At 62.0% G+C, this 19207-nt stretch carries 20 protein-coding genes and 1 pseudogene; 14 read left to right on the top strand and 7 right to left on the bottom strand.

What is annotated here, in order from left to right:
- The first annotated feature begins 8 nt into the window (after positions 1–8).
- Genes M5B43_RS12010 through araH form a run of 4 tightly spaced genes read left to right on the top strand, consistent with a single transcriptional unit; the run spans position 9 to position 4477 of the window.
- Positions 9–872 carry an SMP-30/gluconolactonase/LRE family protein gene (locus M5B43_RS12010; protein ID WP_248750314.1) on the top strand — a complete coding sequence of 288 codons (864 nt, stop codon included), beginning with the start codon at positions 9–11 and terminating at the stop codon, positions 870–872.
- 38 nt (positions 873–910) lie between these two features.
- Positions 911–1915: a substrate-binding domain-containing protein gene (locus tag M5B43_RS12015; RefSeq protein ID WP_248750315.1), complete on the top strand. Its 1005-nt coding sequence runs from the start codon at positions 911–913 to the stop codon at positions 1913–1915.
- Positions 1916–1972: 57 nt separating this feature from the next.
- On the top strand, positions 1973–3499 hold the full coding sequence (araG, locus tag M5B43_RS12020; protein WP_248750316.1) for an L-arabinose ABC transporter ATP-binding protein AraG: 1527 nt from the start codon (positions 1973–1975) through the stop codon (positions 3497–3499).
- A gap of 9 nt (positions 3500–3508) precedes the next feature.
- Complete coding sequence (gene araH / locus M5B43_RS12025) at positions 3509–4477, top strand: L-arabinose ABC transporter permease AraH (protein ID WP_248750317.1); 969 nt, start codon at positions 3509–3511, stop codon at positions 4475–4477.
- Positions 4478–4628: 151 nt separating this feature from the next.
- On the opposite strand, the gene M5B43_RS12030 is transcribed toward araH, so the two are convergent.
- On the bottom strand, positions 4629–5777 hold the full coding sequence (locus tag M5B43_RS12030) for an aldose epimerase family protein (protein ID WP_248750318.1): 1149 nt from the start codon (positions 5775–5777) through the stop codon (positions 4629–4631).
- Positions 5778–5915: 138 nt separating this feature from the next.
- Between M5B43_RS12030 and M5B43_RS12035 the strand changes: the two genes are divergently transcribed.
- On the top strand, positions 5916–6683 hold the full coding sequence (locus tag M5B43_RS12035; protein WP_248750319.1) for an SDR family oxidoreductase: 768 nt from the start codon (positions 5916–5918) through the stop codon (positions 6681–6683).
- A 5-nt stretch (positions 6684–6688) separates the two neighbouring features.
- Here the strand turns inward: M5B43_RS12035 and M5B43_RS12040 are convergent, their stop codons facing one another.
- A complete protein-coding gene (locus M5B43_RS12040) occupies positions 6689–7291 on the bottom strand; it encodes a glutathione S-transferase (protein WP_248750320.1) in 603 nt (200 codons plus the stop codon).
- A 30-nt stretch (positions 7292–7321) separates the two neighbouring features.
- Positions 7322–7885, bottom strand: a complete 564-nt coding sequence (gene mug, locus M5B43_RS12045; RefSeq protein WP_248750336.1) for a G/U mismatch-specific DNA glycosylase — start codon at positions 7883–7885, stop codon at positions 7322–7324.
- Positions 7886–8073: 188 nt separating this feature from the next.
- On the opposite strand from mug, the gene yghU reads away from it, so the two are divergent.
- The gene (gene yghU, locus M5B43_RS12050; RefSeq protein ID WP_248750321.1) at positions 8074–8907 is read left to right on the top strand and encodes a glutathione-dependent disulfide-bond oxidoreductase; all 834 of its coding nucleotides are present in this window, start codon (positions 8074–8076) and stop codon (positions 8905–8907) included.
- A 112-nt stretch (positions 8908–9019) separates the two neighbouring features.
- Here yghU and M5B43_RS12055 read toward each other — a convergent pair.
- Both M5B43_RS12055 and M5B43_RS12060 read right to left on the bottom strand, forming a co-directional pair.
- Positions 9020–9117: pseudogene (locus M5B43_RS12055) on the bottom strand (rhizopine-binding protein); the annotation flags it as partial.
- A gap of 56 nt (positions 9118–9173) precedes the next feature.
- Positions 9174–10223, bottom strand: coding sequence for a LacI family DNA-binding transcriptional regulator (locus tag M5B43_RS12060; protein WP_248750322.1), 1050 nt, complete (start codon positions 10221–10223; stop codon positions 9174–9176).
- A gap of 162 nt (positions 10224–10385) precedes the next feature.
- On the opposite strand from M5B43_RS12060, the gene M5B43_RS12065 reads away from it, so the two are divergent.
- Genes M5B43_RS12065 through M5B43_RS12085 form a run of 5 tightly spaced genes read left to right on the top strand, consistent with a single transcriptional unit; the run spans position 10386 to position 14877 of the window.
- Positions 10386–11480 carry a fatty acid desaturase family protein gene (locus tag M5B43_RS12065; RefSeq protein ID WP_248750323.1) on the top strand — a complete coding sequence of 365 codons (1095 nt, stop codon included), beginning with the start codon at positions 10386–10388 and terminating at the stop codon, positions 11478–11480.
- 29 nt (positions 11481–11509) lie between these two features.
- Positions 11510–11830 (top strand): MocE family 2Fe-2S type ferredoxin, encoded by a 321-nt coding sequence (locus M5B43_RS12070; protein WP_248750324.1) that lies wholly within the window; start codon positions 11510–11512, stop codon positions 11828–11830.
- Positions 11831–11847: 17 nt separating this feature from the next.
- Positions 11848–13047 (top strand): FAD-dependent oxidoreductase, encoded by a 1200-nt coding sequence (locus M5B43_RS12075; RefSeq protein ID WP_248750337.1) that lies wholly within the window; start codon positions 11848–11850, stop codon positions 13045–13047.
- A 2-nt stretch (positions 13048–13049) separates the two neighbouring features.
- Positions 13050–13868, top strand: a complete 819-nt coding sequence (locus M5B43_RS12080) for a sugar phosphate isomerase/epimerase (RefSeq protein WP_248750325.1) — start codon at positions 13050–13052, stop codon at positions 13866–13868.
- A 49-nt stretch (positions 13869–13917) separates the two neighbouring features.
- On the top strand, positions 13918–14877 hold the full coding sequence (locus M5B43_RS12085; protein WP_248750326.1) for a Dyp-type peroxidase: 960 nt from the start codon (positions 13918–13920) through the stop codon (positions 14875–14877).
- Here M5B43_RS12085 and M5B43_RS12090 read toward each other — a convergent pair.
- Positions 14874–15746 (bottom strand): undecaprenyl-diphosphate phosphatase, encoded by an 873-nt coding sequence (locus M5B43_RS12090; protein WP_248750327.1) that lies wholly within the window; start codon positions 15744–15746, stop codon positions 14874–14876. The two genes, M5B43_RS12085 and M5B43_RS12090, sit on opposite strands and share 4 nt — an antisense overlap.
- Before the next feature lie 179 nt (positions 15747–15925).
- Between M5B43_RS12090 and M5B43_RS12095 the strand changes: the two genes are divergently transcribed.
- Positions 15926–16432, top strand: coding sequence for a GNAT family N-acetyltransferase (locus tag M5B43_RS12095; RefSeq protein ID WP_248750328.1), 507 nt, complete (start codon positions 15926–15928; stop codon positions 16430–16432).
- Between the two features lie 223 nt (positions 16433–16655).
- Positions 16656–17333, top strand: coding sequence for a type 1 glutamine amidotransferase domain-containing protein (locus M5B43_RS12105; protein ID WP_248750329.1), 678 nt, complete (start codon positions 16656–16658; stop codon positions 17331–17333).
- A gap of 156 nt (positions 17334–17489) precedes the next feature.
- On the opposite strand, the gene M5B43_RS12110 is transcribed toward M5B43_RS12105, so the two are convergent.
- Positions 17490–18488, bottom strand: coding sequence for an NAD(P)H-quinone oxidoreductase (locus M5B43_RS12110; RefSeq protein WP_248750330.1), 999 nt, complete (start codon positions 18486–18488; stop codon positions 17490–17492).
- A 276-nt stretch (positions 18489–18764) separates the two neighbouring features.
- On the opposite strand from M5B43_RS12110, the gene M5B43_RS12115 reads away from it, so the two are divergent.
- Positions 18765–19151, top strand: a complete 387-nt coding sequence (locus M5B43_RS12115; protein ID WP_248750331.1) for a DoxX family protein — start codon at positions 18765–18767, stop codon at positions 19149–19151.
- Positions 19152–19207 lie beyond the last annotated feature (56 nt).

A 19207-nucleotide genomic window follows, 5' to 3' on the forward strand; every position in this document is an offset into this window, starting at 1 on the left:
GAGGCAACATGCCGTGTACTGCCGTCACCACGCACCGCGCGCAATTGGGCGAGGGCCCGTTCTGGGACGCGCCGACCCAAGCGCTGTACTGGGTCGATATCGTCGGCAAACAGGCGCTGCGCCTGATGGGCGGGCAATTGCGCAGCTGGCAATTGCCCGAGCACGTCTCGGCCTTCATTGCGTGTGAACGCGGCGATGCGCTGGTGACCCTGTGCAGCGGCGTCTATCGGCTGGACCTGGCGACCGAAGCCTTGACCTTGCTGTGTGTCGCCGACCCGCAACCCGGTAACCGGGGCAATGAAGCGCGCTGCGATGCCCAGGGCCGCCTGTGGTTGGGCACCATGCAGAACAACATCGGCGAGCAGGGTGAAGACCTGCCCATCACCCGGCGCTCCGGCGGCCTGTTTCGCATTGATGCACAGGCGCAGGTCACGCCGCTGTTGAGCGGCCTGGGGATTCCCAACACCTTGCTGTGGCGCGAGGACGGTCACCAGCTGCTGTTTGGCGACAGCCTGGACGGCACGCTGTACCGGCATGCGATCCAGGCGGGCGGCCAGCTCGACCCGGCGCAGGTCTGGTTCGGCCCGCACTCACGCGGCGGCCCGGACGGCTCGGCCATGGACAGCGAAGGCTATATCTGGAACGCACGCTGGGACGGCAGTTGCTTGCTGCGCCTGACGCCTGGCGGTGAAGTCGATCGCGTCGTCGAGCTGCCCGTCAGCCGCCCCACCAGTTGCGTGTTCGGTGGCCCCAACCTCACCACGCTGTATATCACCAGCGCCGCCAGCCCATTGGAGCACCCATTGGATGGTGCGGTGCTGGCCTTGGAAGTCGATGTGCCAGGCACCGCCTGTCACCGCTTTGCCGGATAAAACACCAGGCTTAAAAACAACAACAAGGAGTCATCCGTATGAATCGTCGTCGTGGTATCCGTTCCCTGTGCTGCGCCGCTGTGGCGGTGTCGGCCCTGAGCTTGAGTGGCCTGTTGCTGGCCGCTGAACAAGTGAAAATCGGTTTTCTGGTCAAGCAGGCGGAAGAACCGTGGTTCCAGACCGAATGGGCCTTCGCCGAAAAAGCCGGCAAGGAACATGGTTTTACGGTGATCAAGATCGCCGTCCCCGATGGCGAGAAAACCCTCTCGGCCATCGACAGCCTGGCGGCCAACGGTGCCAAGGGCTTTGTGATCTGCCCGCCGGACGTGTCCCTGGGCCCGGCCATCGTCGCCAAGGCCAAGGCCAACGGCCTGAAAGTGATTGCCGTGGATGACCGCTTTGTCGATGCCAAGGGCAACTTCATGGAGGACGTGCCCTACCTGGGCATGGCGGCCTTCGAGGTCGGCCAGAAGCAGGGCGCAGCGATGGCGGCTGAAGCGAAAAAACGCGGTTGGGATTGGAAGGACACCTACGCGGTGATCAACACCTTCAACGAACTCGACACCGGAAAAAAACGCACCGACGGTTCGGTCAAATCCCTTGAAGACGCGGGCTTCCCCAAGGACCACATCCTGTTTACCGCCGCCAAGACCCTCGATGTTCCGGGCAGCATGGACGCCACCAACTCGGCCTTGGTCAAACTGCCCAGCGGCGCGAAAAACCTGATCATCGGCGGCATGAACGACAACACCGTGCTAGGCGGCGTACGCGCCACCGAAAGCGCGGGCTTTGCCGCCGCCAACGTGATCGGCATCGGCATCAATGGCACCGACGCCATCGGCGAACTGAAGAAACCCAACAGCGGCTTCTTCGGCTCGATGCTGCCCAGCCCGCACATCGAGGGCTACAACACCGCGAAGATGATGTTCGACTGGGTCACCACCGGCAAGGAGCCGCCCAAGTACACCGCGATGGACGAAGTCACGCTGATCACCCGCGAGAACTTCCAGCAGGAACTGGAAAAAATCGGTTTGTGGAACTGATGGGTTTGCTTGGCGGCCGCCGCAACGGGGCCGCCTGATCGGTGTGACGAGGTGGTTATGCACGCGCAATTACAGACACATACGGCCGGTTCCCGGCTGTGCTTCAACGGCATTGGTAAAACCTTTCCTGGGGTCAAGGCGCTGGATGGCATTCGCTTCACCGCCTACCCGGGGCAGGTGCACGCCTTGATGGGCGAGAACGGCGCGGGAAAGTCGACGTTGCTGAAGATTCTCGGCGGCGCCTACCTTCCCAGCAGCGGCACGCTGCAGATCGGCGAGCAGACCCTGACGTTCAAGTCCGCCGCCGACAGCATCGCCAGTGGTGTGGCGGTGATTCACCAGGAACTGCACCTGGTGCCGGAAATGAGCGTTGCCGAAAACCTGTTCCTGGGGCATTTGCCCTCGCGCTTTGGCGTGGTCAACCGGGGCGTGCTGCGCCAGCAGGCGCTGGCGTGCCTCAAGGGCCTGGCCGATGAAATCGACCCAGAGGAGAAACTTGGCCGGCTGTCATTGGGCCAGCGGCAACTGGTGGAAATCGCCAAGGCGCTGTCCCGTGGCGCCCATGTGATTGCCTTCGACGAGCCCACCAGCAGCTTGTCTGCCCGGGAAATCGATCGGCTGATGGCGATCATTGCGCGCCTGCGCGACGAGGGCAAAGTGGTGCTCTATGTGTCCCATCGCATGGAAGAGGTGTTCCGCATTTGCGATGCCGTCACGGTGTTCAAGGACGGTCGCTATGTGCGCACCTTTGATGACATGAGCGCGTTGACCCACGATCAGTTGGTGACCTGCATGGTCGGCCGCGATATCCAGGACATCTACGACTACCGCCCCCGCGAGCACGGCGAAGTGGCGCTCAAGGTCCAGGGTTTGCTCGGCCCGGGCTTGCGTGAGCCGGTCAGCTTTGAGGTGCGCAAGGGCGAGATTCTCGGCCTGTTCGGGTTGGTGGGGGCAGGGCGCACCGAACTGTTTCGCCTGCTCAGCGGGCTGGAGCGTGCCACCGCCGGGGACTTGCAGCTGTGCGGCAACACACTGCAGCTGCGCTCACCCCGCGATGCCATCGCCGCCGGTGTACTGCTGTGCCCGGAGGACCGCAAGAAGGAAGGCATTATTCCGCTGTCCAGCGTGGCGGAGAACATCAATATCAGTGCACGGGGTGACCATTGCGCGTTCGGCTGGCTGCTGCGCGAGGGCTGGGAAAAAGGCAATGCCGCCCAGCAGATCCAGGCGATGAAAGTCAAAACCCCGAGCGCGGCGCAGAAAATCATGTACCTGTCCGGCGGTAATCAGCAGAAGGCGATTCTGGGCCGCTGGTTATCGATGCCCATGAAGGTGCTGCTGCTCGACGAACCGACCCGGGGCATTGATATCGGTGCCAAGGCCGAGATCTACCAGATCATCCATCACCTCGCGGCCCAGGGCATTGCGGTGATCGTGGTGTCCAGCGACCTGATGGAAGTGATGGGCATCTGCGACCGCATCCTGGTGCTGTGCGAAGGCGCCCTGCGCGGTGAAGCGTGCCGCGCAGAGGCGACCGAATCCAACCTGCTGCAGCTGGCCTTGCCGCGCGGCCCGGCGAACTGAGAGACGACTATGACCACTCAACACAACGCGTTGCCGACGGCACGCAAACCCCTCGACCTGCGCGCGCTGCTCGACAGCTGGGCGATGCTGTTGGCAGCGGTGAGCATCTTCTTGCTGTGCGCCTTGCTGATCGACAACTTCCTCTCGCCCCTGAACATGCGCGGGCTGGGCCTGGCGATTTCCACCGTGGGCATCGCCGCATGCACCATGCTGTTTTGCCTGGCGTCGGGGCATTTCGATTTGTCGGTGGGCTCGGTGATCGCCTGTGCCGGCGTGGTGGCGGCGATTGTGATGCGCGATACCGACAGCGTGATGCTGGGCATCGGCGCGGCCTTGCTGATGGGGCTGGTCGTCGGGCTGATCAACGGCATCGTGATCGCCAAGCTGCGGGTCAATGCGTTGATCACCACCTTGGCAACCATGCAGATCGTGCGCGGCCTGGCCTACATCTTTGCCAACGGCAAAGCGGTGGGGGTGTCCCAGGATCAGTTCTTTATTTTCGGCAACGGTCAGTTGCTGGGCGTGCCGGTGCCGATCCTGATTACGATCCTGTGCTTCCTGTTTTTCGGCTGGCTGCTCAACTACACCACCTATGGCCGCAACACCATGGCCATCGGCGGCAACCCGGAAGCGGCGCTGCTGGCGGGGGTGAATGTGGACCGCACCAAGATCCTGATCTTTGCCGTGCATGGCGTGATCGGCGCGCTGGCGGGGGTGATCCTGGCGTCACGCATGACGTCCGGCCAGCCCATGATTGGCCAGGGGTTCGAACTGACGGTGATTTCTGCCTGCGTACTCGGCGGCGTGTCGCTGAGCGGCGGGGTGGGCATGATTCGCCATGTGATTGCCGGGGTGTTGATCCTGGCGATCATCGAGAACGCGATGAACCTGAAGAACATCGACACTTTCTACCAATACGTGATCCGCGGATCGATCCTGCTGCTGGCTGTCGTCATCGACCGCATGAAACAACGCTGAAACCCCAACAATCTGGCAGCTGGCGTGCCTGCGATTGCCATAGGTCTCTACACAATTACCGACGAACGCAAAATCAGCCGTGGTGGCGAGCGGCTGCCTTCATAGGCGGTGATGGCAGTGCCCCGGCCCCCGCAAGGGCCGGTTCCTGCGGTTAATCGGCAGAGAATTTGAAAATGGTGTTTTGGGTATAAGTCTGCCCAGGGTTCAAGCGGGTCGAGGCGAATGTCGGCTGGTTCGGTGCGTCGGGAAAGTGCTGGGTTTCCAGGGTAAACGCGCTCCAGTGTGCATACGTCTTGCCGGCCTTGCCCTTCACCGTGCCGTCGAGGAAGTTGCTGGTATAGAACTGCACGCCCGGCTCCGTGGTGTAGAGCTGCAAGCGGCGGCCGGATGCCGGGTCGTGCACCTGGGCGGCGAGTCGCTTGATATTGCCTTGGGTGTCCAGCGCCCAGTTGAAGTCAAACCCGCCTTGTTTGGGTTCGGCGAATTTGAGCTGCGGGTGGTCGTCCTTGATGTGCTGGCCGATCGGCGTAGGTTTGAGGAAGTCCATCGGCGTGCCCGCGACAGGGGCCAATTCGCCGGTGGGGATCAGGGTGGCATTGACCGGTGTGTAGTGGCTGGCGTGCAAGGTCGCGACGTGCTTGAGGATGTCGCCGTTGCCCGCGCCGGCGAGGTTGAAATAGCTGTGGTTGGTGAGGTTGAGCACCGTAGGTTGGTCGGTGGTGGCCTTGTAGTCGATGTGCAGTTCGTTGTGGTCGTTGAGGCTATAGGTGACCTCGGTTTTCAGGTTTCCCGGGAAGCCCATTTCACCGTCCTTGGACAGGTAGCTGAGCTTCACGCCCACCGAATCCTTGCCCTTGACCGGTTCGGCTTGCCACACATGCTTGTCGAAGCCCTGGGCGCCGCCATGCAGCGAGTTGGGGCCGTCGTTGAGCGGCACCTGGTAACGCTTGCCATCCAGCTCAAAGGCCCCGCCGGCCAGGCGATTGCCAAAGCGGCCGATGGTCGCGCCGAAAAATGCCGTGCCGCCCTGGTAACCCTGCACGTCATCAAAACCGAGTACCACGTCTTCGACCTTGCCGTTTTTATCCGGCACTTTGAGTGACTGCAACACACCGCCGTAGGTGATCACCGTGGCTTGCATGCCATGGCTATTGCGCAGGATGTACTGCTCGACGGCAGTGCCGTCATGGGTCTTGCCGAACGGCTTGTGTTCGCTGGTGAGCCCGGCGGCCTGGGCGCCGCCGCTGGCCATCAGCAGGGATAACGCCAGGCCCGAAAGCAGGTATCGAGGGTGCTTCATGGTCGAACTTCCTTTTGTTGTTTTCAGTGGAATAGTTCTACTAATGTGCGATATTTTGTCGAGTCGACAGCGAATTTATAGCCTTTAACGCCAGTTAAGCAAAATAAAATAAGACTAATTGAACGGGGCAATCGTTATATGCGTACTGAACAGGCTGTTTATCCGGACCTGCTGGGTAAGACCGTACTGATTTCCGGAGGTGCCTCGGGCATCGGCGAATTCATGGTGCGCGCCTTCGCGGCGCAAGGTGCCAAGGTGGCCTTTGTGGACCGCGCGCAAAGCCAGGGCGAGCGGCTGGCGGCGCTGTTGAGCGCCCAGGGACACAGCGTGGAGTTCGTGCACTGCGACATCACCGATGAAATCGCCTTCAAGGCCGCGATCGCACGCTTTGAATACACGCTGGGGCCGATCACCGTGCTGGTGAACAACGCGGCCAACGACGTGCGTCACACGCTGGAGGAAGTCGATTCGGTCATGTTCGACAGGCTGATTGCCGTCAATCTCAAGCACGCCTTCTTTGCCGCCAAGGCCGTGGTGCCGATGATGAAAAGCGCGGGCGGCGGGGCGATTATCAACCTGGGTTCGGTCGGCTGGATGATGGCCTCGGCTGGCTACCCGGTGTACGCCGCCAGCAAGGCCGCCGCCCACGGCATGACCCGCGCGCTGGCGCGGGAACTGGGCCCCAGCCGCATTCGGGTCAACACGTTGGTGCCCGGCTGGGTAATGACCGAAAAACAGCTGGCAATGTGGGTCGACGATGCGGCCAAGGAGCTGATCAGCCGCAGCCAGTGTCTGCCCGGCAGTGTGCTGCCGGAACACATCGCCAACATGGCGTTGTTTCTTGCCTCCGACGTGTCGGCGATGTGTTCGGCGCAGAACTTCATTGTGGATGGCGGTTGGGTATAGGCCCGTTATTCGATCGGGTACCGCTTGAAGGCTGGGTACTGTTCCAGCTGGCTGGCGTGACGCTGCAGGTTGGGAAAGGCATCGGCCTTGACCACGCAAGGCAGCTTGAACTGGGTGAACGACCAGGCCACAGCCGCCGTCAATGCGGCCTGGCCCAGGGGGGCTGCGGCAGGCGGGTCCAGGTGTTTTTCCAGCAGCGCATAAGCGGCCAGCAGTTGCCCGGTCACGCGCTCAACCCACGGCTCATGCTGTTTTTCCGCTGGGCGCAGGTGATGCTCATAGACGATCTGTACGGTCTTCTCACACGCCGCCAGGGCCAGGCCGAGCACCTGCAGTTCCCGGGCGCGCGCGCCGGCGTGAGGTGACAGCAGCTTTTTGTCGGCCGGGGCCAGGGCTTCGAAGTAGTCCAGGATCAGGCTGGAATCCATCAACACCGTGCCATCATCCAGCACCAGGGTGGGCGCCTTGACCACCGGGTTGATCTCGGCGAATTGCGCGTAGGTGCTGAACACCGACAGCGACTCATGCACAAAGTCTACGCCGTACAGCTCCAGGGAAATGGCCACGCGACGTACATAGGGCGAGTCCAGCATACCGACCAGTTTCATGAAGCCTCCATTGCTCACAGGGTGTTTGGCTCAAGAGATTAAGGGCACAGGATCGGCCTGTGCAATGGCCATTCGCAGTGGCTGATAGGCGGCCACCAACTGCTCCAGGCTGAACGCCAGGTTGCGCCCACTGGGGTTGGGCAACACCCATACCCGGGCCTCGCCCCATAACTGCGGTTGCAAGCCCCAGGCAATCTCGCGCTGACCGGACAACGCGGCATAACCGGCCTTGCCCAGAAAGGCCACGTAGCGTGGCCGGCAGTGGCGGATTTTCAGCTCGAACGCCACCGCCGCTTGCTGGAACTCATGCTGTGCCAACTCGCTCGCACTCGCTGTCGGGCGTTCCACCACCGTGGTCAAGCCGCAGTGGTAGTGCAGCAGCGTGCGGCCGTCCTCCGGGTGGATTTCATGGGGCGTAAAGCCGGCCTGGTGTAATGTGCGCCAGAAGCGGTTGCTGCGATTGGCAAAGTGCTGGCCGATGGCGGCGGAGCCCTTGCCGGGGTTTATGCCGCAGAACACCACGTCCAGGTGGTCGGCGAGGATATCTTCGAGTTTGATAGCGAGGTGTCCTTGGCCAGAGGCATTGGCGCAAATGGGTCGGTATCGATCGCGAGGGTGCGAATGGCCGCCAAAGTGGCGGCGCTGGTAGCCTAGCGCAGTGTGTTGCCCCTGCAAACCCAGGCATTGGGCGCTAATGTGGGGGCTGATCAAGGCGCTGGGCGGCTGGAACGAGGCCTGACTGGCCACATCGAACACGACGTAAACCAAGGAGCAGTAGAACCATGACCGACTATGTACCCCCGAAGGTGTGGACCTGGGACAGCGAAAATGGCGGCACCTTCGCCAGTATCAACCGGCCCATCGCCGGTGCGACCCACGACAAGCCACTGCCGGTCGGCAAGCATCCGTTGCAACTGTATTCCCTGGCCACGCCCAATGGGCAGAAAGTCACGATCCTGCTGGAGGAACTGTTGGCCCTCGGGCATGCCGGCGCGGAATACGATGCCTGGCTGATCAAGATCGGTGACGGCGACCAGTTCGGCAGCGGTTTCGTGGCCGTCAACCCGAACTCGAAGATCCCCGCCCTGATGGATTACAGCGGCGCCACGCCGATTCGGGTATTCGAGTCGGGCGCGATTTTGCAGTACCTGGCAGAGAAGTTCGGCGCGTTCTTCCCGACCGAGCCGGCGGCACGGGCGCAGTGCCTGTCGTGGTTGTTCTGGCAGATGGGCAGCGCGCCGTACCTGGGCGGCGGCTTTGGGCACTTCTATGCCTATGCGCCAAGCAAGATGGAGTACCCGATCAACCGCTTTGCCATGGAGACCAAGCGTCAACTCGACGTGCTGGACAAGCGTCTGGCGGTCAGCGAGTACATTGCCGGCGATGAGTACACCATTGCCGATATCGCGATCTGGCCTTGGTACGGTGGGTTGGTCAAAGGCCGCTTGTATGGCGCGGCGCAGTTTTTGTCGGTGCATGAATACCAGCACGTACTGCGCTGGGCTGACGCAATTGACGCGAGACCGGCGGTGCAGCGGGGGCGGCGGGTGAACCGGGTGTCGGGCGAGCCGGCCGAGCAGTTGGCCGAGCGGCACGCCGCAACCGATTTGGACTGACCTCGGTCAACGTGTGGGAGCGAGTCAACCCGCTCCCACCGTTGGTTCGGCATCAATCATTCTATTGGTCGCGCGGTTCGAACACCCCCACCTGCGATCCAATGGGTTCACCCTTGGGCACCTGCTTGGCGCCTTCGGTGCGGTCATGGGTCGCGTTCTGCGCCAGGTCGCCCATGATGATCGCCACCGGCCTTTTCCACCGAGACTTTCTGGTTGAGAAAACCTTCCGCCTGGTTGAGCAGGCGCACCACGTCCCCCTATGCGCTTCAGCCCTGCATGTTTTCCGACGTCACGATCTGCGGCGGTATATGCACCCGATGTCGTACAGGATCAAACCCCTCATCACCCTGCAACTGCACCAGCAACTGCACCAGCGCCGTAGCTGTCTGGCGTGGCTGCGAGTCCATCACCACATCGATCAAGCCTTGGCTCAACGCCTGGCGTGACAGTGGCGTGGACTCCTGCAGGATGCAGCACAGCGTCGGGCGCTTGGGCAGTTGCGCCAGGGCGTTGATCACACCGTCACCGCCGCCGCCCACCACGCACAGGCCACGCAGGTCGGTGTGGCGGGCGAGCAGGTCGAGGGTGGCTTCTTCGGTGATGTCGCAGTTGTCCAGGTTGATCAGCGGCTCCAGGGGCTTGAGCCCCGGCGCATGCTCGGCCAGGTAGCTGTGCAAACCTTCGACCCGGGCCTGATGCCCGAGAAAACGATGGCCACCCAGCAGAATGCCGACGCTGCCTTTGCGCGCACCGCACGTGCGCGCCAGCAGCCAGCCCATGGTGCGCCCGACCACGTGGTTGTCCTGGCCCACATAGGGTTCAACGGCGTGTTCGTGGATATCGGAGAGCAGGGCGACCACGGGCACCCCGGCGGCACGAATCTGCGCGAGGCTGGCGTTGATCAGCGGGTGGGCGAAGCTGACCACCGCGAGGGCGTCGCACCGCACGGCCAACTGCTCGATTTGCGCGACGATCGCGCTGGGCGTGCGATCGACAATGTAGTCGAACTGGCAGGTCAGGTTAGCCGTGGCGTGATGCAGCGCCGCCTCGCTGATCGCTTGGGCCAGGTTGGCATAGAACGCCTGGGCGGTGCCCAGCAGCAGCACGCCGAAACGGTACGTGGGGCGACGTTCGCGAATGCGCTGGCCGATCAGCCGCGCGGCGAAATAGCCCACCGCTTCGGCGGCCTGGAATACCTGCTCGGCGGTGTCCGGGTTCACCGGTGCACGGGCGTTCAACACCCGGTCGACGGTGGCCACGCTGAGGCCCGCTTGGGCGGCAACGGTGGCGATGGTTGGGCGTTTGTGGTGGTTCATGATTGCCCCCTTGAGCGCCTTGATAGAAAACTATCAAGCCCCGCTGGGCCTGGATGATAGCTTGATAGGGAATGGATTCAAGGTCTTGAGGGGGATTTACCCGCGCTCTATCGTTTGTCCCGCTAAGCCCCTGAAACCCCACGCTTGCGGAGAACAATAACAATGCCTGAACACACCGCCCACCGCGCCCGGCGCGACTACCGCCTCACCGGCCCCGAAGCTGCCCGTGCGGCGGAAAAAGGCTTGGTCTCGGCCAACTGGTACCAATCGCCGATTGCCCGTCAACGCATCAAAGTCCTGATGCAGCGCCGCGACGGCCCGGCCTTGCTCGATACCGCCCTGTGGGTCTCGGCGCTGTTGGTCACAGGGTTTGGTGGCTACTGGTTCTGGGGCTCCTGGGCCTGCGTGCCGTTCTTCCTGGCCTATGGCGTGCTCTACGGCACGGCGTCCAACCCGCGCTGGCACGAGACCGGCCACGGCACGGCCTTCAAGACGCGCTGGATGAATGACGCGTTGTACCCGGTGGCGAGTTTCATGTGCCTGTTCGAGCCCCACGTCTGGCGCTGGAGCCATGCCCGGCATCACACCGACACCATCGTCGTCGGCCGCGATCCGGAGATCGTCGAGCCGCGTCCGCCGAGCCTCCTCATGATGCTGTTGAGCGTGTTCCAACTGCCTTTGGCCTGGAAGACCTTCAGCGGCGTGGCCCGCCACTCGATCGGCCAGATGAGTGCCCAGGAGCAGGATTTCATCCCCGAATCCGAGTGGCCCAAGGTCTTTCGCACCGCCCGTATCTGGATCGGAATTTACGCCGTGGTCATCGGCACCGCGTTGTACCTGCACAGCGGGTTGCCGTTGATGCTGGTGGGCCTGCCCAGTTTCTATGGCGCCTGGCTCGGCTACCTGTTCGGTCTCACCCAGCATGTCGGCCTGGCGGAAGATGTGCTCGACCACCGCAGCAACTGCCGCACCATTTACATGAACCGCGTGCTGCGTTTTCTGTACATGAACATGAACTACCACCTTGAACATCACATGTACCCGATGGTGCCGTACCACGCCCTCGCAGGCTTGCACGAAGAGATTCGCCATGACTGCCCGCCGCCTTACGCCAACCTGTTGGCGGCGTACAAAGAGATCCTCCCGACGATCTGGAAGCAGCGCAGCGATCCGACCTATTTCGTGCAGCGTCCTGTACCTGCACGAGCAGACACCGGCGCCAATGCCCCGGTGCGTGCAGAAGTCGCTGTCGGCTGATTCTCCCCCCTCAACCAAGAGAAAACGTCATGAACGATCAATGGATCGACGTCTGCGCCGTGGGCGAAATAAATCAAGAAGACGTGCTGCGCTTTGACCACGGGCCGCATACCTACGCAGTGTATCGCTCGGCCGAGAACGAGTTTTTCGCCACGGCTGGCCTGTGTACCCATGAGAAAATCCATTTGGCCGACGGCTTGGTGATGGACCACGTGATCGAGTGCCCCAAACACAACGGGCGTTTTGATTACCGCTCCGGCAAGGCCCTTGGCGCGCCGGTGTGCGTCAACTTGAAAACCTATCCGGTACGGGTCGAAGCGGGGCGGGTGCTGCTCGCCGTCATGGCATGAGGATGAACACTGCCCTGATGGACGAAGCGCTGATTATCGTGGGGGCCGGCCATGCCGGCGGCCGTGCGGCGTTGACCTTGCGTGAAGAAGGTTACAGCGGGCGCCTGATTCTGGTCGGTGATGAGCCGCACTTGCCTTATGAGCGGCCACCGCTGTCCAAAGGCCTATTGCAAGGCGCGATGGATCTGGCAGGGTGCAGCTTGTGCGACCGCGCGCGCCTGACAGAGTTGCGGATCGAGCACATCGCGGGCAACCCGGTCAGTCGGTTGGAGCCACAGCACCATCGGTTGCAACTGGCCGACGGCCAATGGTTGTCCTATGCCCGATTGCTATTGGCTACCGGAGGGCGAGCGCGGCGCTTGCCTCAGGAACAGACGAATCTGCTTTACCTGCGTACCCACGACGACGCACTGGCCTTGCGCAACGTGTTACGCCCGGGCGTGCGGCTGGTGATTGTCGGGGGTGGGTTTATCGGTCTGGAAGTGGCGGCGACGGCCCGGGGCCTGGGGTGTCAGGTCACGCTGCTCGAAGCCGGGTCACGGCTGGCCGGTAGAGTGCTGCCGCCCGTTATCAGTGAAGCGCTGCTGGATCTGCACCGTCTGCACGGCGTGGACGTTCGATTGAATGTGGCGCTTGAATCCATCGATGCCGAGGCCGTGCAATTGGTGAATGGGCAACGGCTACCGTGTGATCTGGTCGTTGTCGGCATCGGCATGCAACCCAATATCGAACTGGCCGTAGCGGCGGGCCTGGACGTGGGGCAGGGCATTCGCGTTGATGCATACCTGCGCACCAGCGCGCCGGCTATCTACGCGGCGGGGGATGTCTGCGAGTTCCGTCTCGGTGGCCTCTATCAGCGTCAGGAAACCTGGCGCAACGCCGAGGCCCAGGGGCGTCACGCCGCCCTGAACCTGCTGGGGCGTGAATTGCCGTTTGAGACGACTCCCGGTTTCTGGTCCGACCAGTACGATTGGGGGCTGCAGACCGTCGGGGTGATGACCCCGCTGATCGTCAGCCGTGTCTTACCCGACGGTGGCCTGCTGTTGTTTTACCTCACGACCGATGGGCATTTGCAAGGTGCCTGCGGTTGGGCGCCGGGTCAGCGCGTGGCCAAGGACATCAAGCTGTGCGAGCGCCTGATCGCTGCACGTATCCCGCTCGCGGCGGCCAGTTTGGCTGACCCCGATCTTTCCCTTAAACAGTTGCTGCGAGGCTGACTATGCGCCAGTTTCTGGTGTTCCAATCCCTATGGGCCATGCAGACCGAGCCCGGCCCACTTGAGGCGCAGCTTGATCGGATCGCTGCTGCAGGGTTCGACGGCATCACCGACCACTATTACAAGCTCGAGGATGTTCAGCGCCTGCACGCGGCCGCAACCGCCAGGGGCTTGCAGATCGAAGGCCAGTTGTTCCCCCAATCCGTAGATGACTTGGCCGCCGCGCTGGAGGTGATCAGCCGCTATGGTTGTCACCACCTCACCCTGCAAGCCGACGTGCGACCGCGCACGCAGCCCGAGGCGGCCACGCTGATAGAAGGCTGGCAGCGCCTGGCCGAGCAGGTGGACTTCCCGATCCTGCTGGAAACCCACCGTTATCGCCTCACCAACGACCTGCTGTTCACTCTCGATCTGCTTGCGCAAATGCCCGACCTGAAACTGTTGGCTGACCTTTCCCACTACGTCGTCGGCCGCGAGTTGCCCGAGCCCGCAGCCTTGGCGGATGACGAGCAGATACGCACGATCCTGCGCCACAGCTGGGGCTTTCATGGGCGGGTAGCCAGCAGTGAACAGGTGCAGGTATCCCTGGCGTTTCCCCAGCATCAACCTTGGGTCGAGCGCTTCACCGGCTGGTGGCGCTATGGGATCGAAGACTGGCTGGCCCGCACCGATACGCCATGGAGCCTGTCGTTTACCTGCGAGCTGGGTCCGCCCCCGTATGCGATCACGGGGGCCGATGGCCGAGAAATCAGCGATCGCTGGGCCGAGGCGCTGAAGTTGAAAACGTTGATTCGCGAGGTATGGGAGAGCTGCTGCCTGTGATCTGCTAATCTGCGCGGGTTAAAACCACCCTTAGCCTGTGGACTTCCTTATGAAAACTTGCCCCGTTCAGCCACCACTTGAGCCGCAATCGGTCTGCCATCCCATCACCCGCAGCGCGATTTTCATGGTCGCCACATTGGCCCCTGGCCCTGTCGACACGGTACGCGCCTGGTGCGGCGACATTGCCGCGTTGGTGCGTTCGGTGGGCAAGCGCGTACCCTCAGGCAACCTGAGCTGCGTCTGCGGGTTTGGCTCGGATGCGTGGGACCGGCTGTTCGGCGCACCGCGCCCGGCGGCGCTGCACCCGTTTCGCGAGTTCGGTGTAGAAGGGCGCAAGGCCGTGTCGACGCCCGGTGACATCCTGCTGCATATCCGTGCCGACCAGATGGACCTGTGTTTCGAACTGGCAACCCAATTGATGGCGGCCTTGGGTGACAGCGTCAAGGTGGTGGACGAGGTCCAGGGTTTCCGCTACTTCGATATGCGCAGCATCATCGGGTTTGTCGACGGCACCGAAAACCCGGTGGGGCGCAAAGCCGAAGCCTTCACCCTGGTGGGTGACGAAGATGCCGAGTTCCAAGGCGGCAGCTACGTACTGGTGCAGAAATACCTGCACAACATGAGCGCGTGGAACGACTTGACGGTGGAAGCCCAGGAGAAGGTGATCGGGCGCACCAAGCTCTCGGATATCGAGTTGGACGAGCAAACCAAGCCGACCAACTCCCACAGCGCACTGACCACCATCACCAAGGATGGCGAGGAAGTGAAGATCCTGCGTGACAATATGCCCTTTGGTCGCCCGGGTGCCGGAGAGTTCGGCACCTACTTCATCGGCTATGCCCGTTCGCCGGAGCCATTGGAACAGATGCTGGAAAACATGTTCGTCGGCCGTCCGGTCGGTCACTACGACCGTTTGCTCGACTTCAGTACCGCCGTGACCGGCGGCCTGTTTTTTGTGCCCTCGGCCGACCTGCTCGAAGCGCTGGCCGACCGCGAACCCAAGGCTTAACTCAACAACCCGGTGCTGACCGCCACAATCAGGAAGATGCCCAGCAGCGCGCGGTAGATCACGAACGGCCAGGTGGAGAACCGTTCCAGGAACTTCATCAGGCCCCAGATCGCGAAGAACGCCGAGATGCTGGCCACCACCAGGCCGAAGAGCAAATGCGACCAAGCGTGGGCGGGCATGTCGGCGTGCAGCAGCACCCACAGCTCTTTCAAGCCGGCCAGGGCGATGGCCGGCAAGCCCAGCAGGAAGGAAAAGCGCGCGGCTTCTTCGCGTTTGAAGTTCAGGAACAGGGCTGCCGTCAACGTGGAGCCCGAACGCGAGACGCCTGGAATCAGCGCGCCGATCTGCGCAACCCCTACAATCAGCGCGTCGCGCAGGCGCATTTCGCTCACTTCCCGGGTGTGGCGGGCGCGCACTTCAGCCACCGCTAACAACACCGCCATCACCACGCAGGAAATGCCGATCACCATCAAGCCGCGCAACGGCGAGTTGCAGGCATTCAAGGTCGACGACAGCGCCAGGCCGGCAATGCCAATCGGGATGGTCGCAAGCACAATCGCCACCGCCAACTTGAACCAGCGGTCGCTGTAGTCACCCCGGCGCACCGCGCTGATGCTGCCGGTGGTCACCTGGCGAACATCGCGCCAGAAGTAACTGACCACCGCCGCCAACGCCGCCAATTGCATGGCTGCGGAAAACGCCGACCCCGGGTCTTGCCAGCCAAGCAGGGCCGGTACCACGCGCATGTGGGCCGTGGACGACACTGGCAACAGTTCGGTAATGCCCTGGATCACGCCCAGGATGAAGATCTGCAAGTAGTCCAGGGAGGCAAAACCCACATCCAGGCCGGCGGAACAGACGTTAGTCAAAATGCGTGTCCTTGAGAAAAAGGGGGGAACAGGCGAAGTTTATTCTAAATGTTTCAGGATTTTGGCCAGGGTTGGATAAATACGCAACCGGTTCAGCAAACAGAAAGGTTTGACAATGTATTGGCCTGCGCAGGGCTTTTGTGAACAATGGCGCCCTGCGTTTTTTCACTGAGAGTCTCATGCCTGAAACCACCGTCGAACTGATCCAGACCGGCCCCGATGAAGCCGAACTGATCCGCAACCTTTACCAGTATTACGCCTATGAGTCTTCGGACTGGGAACAGGAAGATGTCGAACACGACGGCCGGTTCTACATCCATGACGAGCACCTGGCCCGTTATTGGGAAGACCCGCAATGGAGCGCCAACCTGTTGCTGGTCGACGGCTATATCGCCGGTTTCCTGTTGATCGAAGGCTGCGAGCTGCCGGGTATCGACGCCCTGGAGCTGGCCGACCTGTTTATCCTCAAGCGTTACCGCCGCAAAGGCATTGGCCGCGCCATCGCCACCCAGGTGCTGTGCAGCGGCGAGGCCAATTGGCTGGTGCGCTTCTATGATCAGGATGAGGTGTCACAGGCGTTCTGGCGTGCGGTGCTGGATACCCTGCCGCGTCCGGTGCAGACCCTGGAACTGGACGATGAGCCGCAGTTGGTGAGTTACTTGATTACCCGGGTGGCGCTGCATTAATAATCCTGGGCCGACAACCCGACCGGTTGCACCGATAGATGCAAATGCGTTGCCGTCAAACGGGGTGTTCAGGTGTCAGACCTTTCAGAGCCCATGCGTCTGGCCTTGGATCGCGGCATTGTGTGCATCACGGGGTGCGCGACCAAACCTTGCAGCACGGCGTCGAAGACCTATTGGGTGGCCCTGAAAACACTGACCTTCACATCGATCGAGGCACTGGACAATGAAAGTATTAATGGTACTGACCTCTCACGACCAGCTTGGCGACACCGGGCGCAAGACCGGTTTTTGGCTCGAAGAGTTTGCTGCACCCTATTACGTGTTCAAGGACGCCGGTGCCGAATTGGTGCTGGCATCCCCGGCCGGTGGCCAACCGCCGCTGGACCCGGTGAGCGATCAGCCTGACGCGCAGACCGAGCAAACCCGGCGTTTCGCTGCCGACCCGGCTGCGCAGCAGGCCCTGGCCCACACCGTCAAGCTGGACACGGTCAACGCCGCCGACTTCGACACCGTGTTCTACCCAGGCGGTCATGGGCCGCTATGGGACCTGGCAGAGTCTGAAACCTCGATCAGCCTGATCCAAGCCTTTGAGCGCGCTGGTAAGCCCATCGGCTTTGTCTGCCATGCACCGGGTGCTTTGCGTCACGTCAAGGCCGCTAATGGCGAGCCTTTGGTCAAGGGCCGTCGTGTCACCGGCTTCTCCAACTCGGAAGAAGCCGCGGTGGGCCTGACCGATGTGGTGCCGTTCCTGATCGAAGATGATTTCAAGGCGCTTGGTGGTCGGTATGAGAAGGGCGCGGATTGGCAATCCTTTGTGCTGGAAGACGGTTTGCTGGTGACCGGGCAGAACCCTGCCAGTTCCAGTGATGTTGCCAAGGCACTGCTCAAACTCACGTCATAAACGCATCACCGACGATCCCTGTGGGAGCCGTCGAGCGTTAGCGAGGCCGTGACAGCGGCGGGGCAGGCAGTCGAAGTCTCGACAGTACCGCCGCCATCGCAGCCTCGCGGGTGCTTGACAGCGCCTACGGGGTGATCTTCACCGGGCTGATGGGCATCACGCCACCCGCAACACAATCTTGCCGATATGATCTGCGCCTTCCATGCGTGCATGGGCCTGGGCCGCGTCGGTGTATTCGTACACCTTGTCGATGATCGGCAGGCACCGCCCGGCGGCCAGCACTGGCCATACGTGTTCGCGCAGCTGTTCGGCGATCGCCGCCTTTTCATCTTTGGTGCGTGCACGTAGCAACGAGCCGGTAATCACCGCGCGTTTGCCAAGGATGGTCAGCAGGTCGACATCATGGGCCTTGCCGCCACCGAGGAAACCCAGCATCACGAGATGACCGTCCATGCCCAGGGCCTTGAGGTTGTTGTTCAGGTAGGAGGCACCCATGATGTCGAGCACCACATTGACGCCCTGACCGCCGGTTTTTTCGGCGATGACCTGGGCAAAGTCCTGCTCGCGGTAGTTGATCGGCTCACCGCCCAACTGGGCAATGGCCGCGCATTTGTCGGCACTGCCGGCGGTGGCGAACGCCTGGATGCCGAACTCGCGGCAGAGCATCAAGGCGGTGGTGCCGATGCCGCTGGTGCCGCCGTGGATCAAGGCGCGCTGGCCTTTGTGCGCGCCGCCGAGGCCGAACAGGTTGGCCCAGACGGTGAAGAAGGTTTCCGGCACAGCGGCGGCTTGAATCCAGTCCATGCCCTCGGGGATCGGCAGGGCCTGACTGGCAGGCACGGTGCAGAATTGCGCATAACCCCCACCGTTGGTCAGGGCACAGACCTTGTCACCCAGCGTGTATTGCGTCACGCCGTCGCCCAGCGCCACCACTTCGCCGGCCACTTCCAGGCCAGGAAAGGGGCTCATGCCGGGTTTCAGCGGGTACTTGCCCGCGCGTTGCAGGGCATCCGGGCGGTTGACTCCGGCGGCGTGTACACGAATCAGGATCTCACCGGGCCCAGCCACCGGTACATCCGCGCGTCGCGGTTGCAAGACTTCAGGGCCGCCAGGGGCGGTGATCTCGATCAGGGTCATTTGGTGTGCAAGTGTCATGTCAGCGTTCCTGTCGCGATGAGCGTATGAGGTGGGACCGTGGCGAGCGGTCGGCGGTTCAGTAGGATCCTGTTCAGCATACCGAGAAACGATGATGCTGCGATTTCTCAGCATGATGAGGCAACAGTGCATCAATCGGGGCGGTGATGAACTGGGACGATGCTTGGGTGTTTCTGGCGGCGTTTACCGGTACCGGGGCGTGAGGTCAGCACACGCTTGCAAGTTTGCATAAGCCACTGCCGACACAATCGCCCTTTAACCAACCGGGGAGCGCATATGAACGAATCGAAAGTCCAGGACGTGGGGCTGTTGTTTCTACGGGGCAGCGGCGGGTTATTTCTGCTGTGGGTGCATGGCTTGCCCAAATTGCTCCACTACCGCGAACAGCTGACGCTCATCGAAGACCCGTTTCACCTCGGCGCAAACATCACATTGCTACTGGCGATTTTTGCCGAAGTCCTGTGCCCGCTGCTGATCATCACCGGGGTGCTGGTGCGCCTGGCGTGCCTGCCGATCCTGGCGGTGTTGCTGATTGCCATGCTGGTGGTGCATCCGGAGTGGACGTTGCTTGAAGGGCAATTCGGCTGGCTGCTGCTGATTATTTTCACCAGCCTCTTGATCGCCGGCCCAGGCCGGCTGACGTTCGGCCAACGTTTGTCCTGAATAAAAAAAGGCCGGGCAGGCCCTAATGCCTGTCAGTTAAGAAGGAACACTATCAC

Origin of the sequence: Pseudomonas sp. MWU15-20650, assembly GCF_023242475.1 — a bacterium.
GTDB lineage: Bacteria > Pseudomonadota > Gammaproteobacteria > Pseudomonadales > Pseudomonadaceae > Aquipseudomonas.

What these genes read in the sequence shown, in the direction of transcription:
- M5B43_RS12010 (WP_248750314.1), top strand. Translation starts at nt 9, where the DNA reads ATGCCGTGTACTGCCGTCACCACGCACCGCGCGCAATTGGGCGAGGGC.
- M5B43_RS12040 (WP_248750320.1), bottom strand. Translation starts at nt 7,291, where the DNA reads ATGAAACTGGTCGGTATGCTGGACTCGCCCTATGTACGTCGCGTGGCC.
- M5B43_RS12105 (WP_248750329.1), top strand. Translation starts at nt 16,656, where the DNA reads ATGAAAGTATTAATGGTACTGACCTCTCACGACCAGCTTGGCGACACC.
- yghU (WP_248750321.1), top strand. Translation starts at nt 8,074, where the DNA reads ATGACCGACTATGTACCCCCGAAGGTGTGGACCTGGGACAGCGAAAAT.
- M5B43_RS12115 (WP_248750331.1), top strand. Translation starts at nt 18,765, where the DNA reads ATGAACGAATCGAAAGTCCAGGACGTGGGGCTGTTGTTTCTACGGGGC.
- M5B43_RS12085 (WP_248750326.1), top strand. Translation starts at nt 13,918, where the DNA reads ATGAAAACTTGCCCCGTTCAGCCACCACTTGAGCCGCAATCGGTCTGC.
- M5B43_RS12015 (WP_248750315.1), top strand. Translation starts at nt 911, where the DNA reads ATGAATCGTCGTCGTGGTATCCGTTCCCTGTGCTGCGCCGCTGTGGCG.
- M5B43_RS12075 (WP_248750337.1), top strand. Translation starts at nt 11,848, where the DNA reads ATGGACGAAGCGCTGATTATCGTGGGGGCCGGCCATGCCGGCGGCCGT.
- M5B43_RS12095 (WP_248750328.1), top strand. Translation starts at nt 15,926, where the DNA reads ATGCCTGAAACCACCGTCGAACTGATCCAGACCGGCCCCGATGAAGCC.
- M5B43_RS12035 (WP_248750319.1), top strand. Translation starts at nt 5,916, where the DNA reads ATGCGTACTGAACAGGCTGTTTATCCGGACCTGCTGGGTAAGACCGTA.
- M5B43_RS12060 (WP_248750322.1), bottom strand. Translation starts at nt 10,223, where the DNA reads ATGAACCACCACAAACGCCCAACCATCGCCACCGTTGCCGCCCAAGCG.
- M5B43_RS12080 (WP_248750325.1), top strand. Translation starts at nt 13,050, where the DNA reads ATGCGCCAGTTTCTGGTGTTCCAATCCCTATGGGCCATGCAGACCGAG.
- araH (WP_248750317.1), top strand. Translation starts at nt 3,509, where the DNA reads ATGACCACTCAACACAACGCGTTGCCGACGGCACGCAAACCCCTCGAC.
- M5B43_RS12030 (WP_248750318.1), bottom strand. Translation starts at nt 5,777, where the DNA reads ATGAAGCACCCTCGATACCTGCTTTCGGGCCTGGCGTTATCCCTGCTG.
- araG (WP_248750316.1), top strand. Translation starts at nt 1,973, where the DNA reads ATGCACGCGCAATTACAGACACATACGGCCGGTTCCCGGCTGTGCTTC.
- M5B43_RS12065 (WP_248750323.1), top strand. Translation starts at nt 10,386, where the DNA reads ATGCCTGAACACACCGCCCACCGCGCCCGGCGCGACTACCGCCTCACC.
- M5B43_RS12110 (WP_248750330.1), bottom strand. Translation starts at nt 18,488, where the DNA reads ATGACACTTGCACACCAAATGACCCTGATCGAGATCACCGCCCCTGGC.
- M5B43_RS12070 (WP_248750324.1), top strand. Translation starts at nt 11,510, where the DNA reads ATGAACGATCAATGGATCGACGTCTGCGCCGTGGGCGAAATAAATCAA.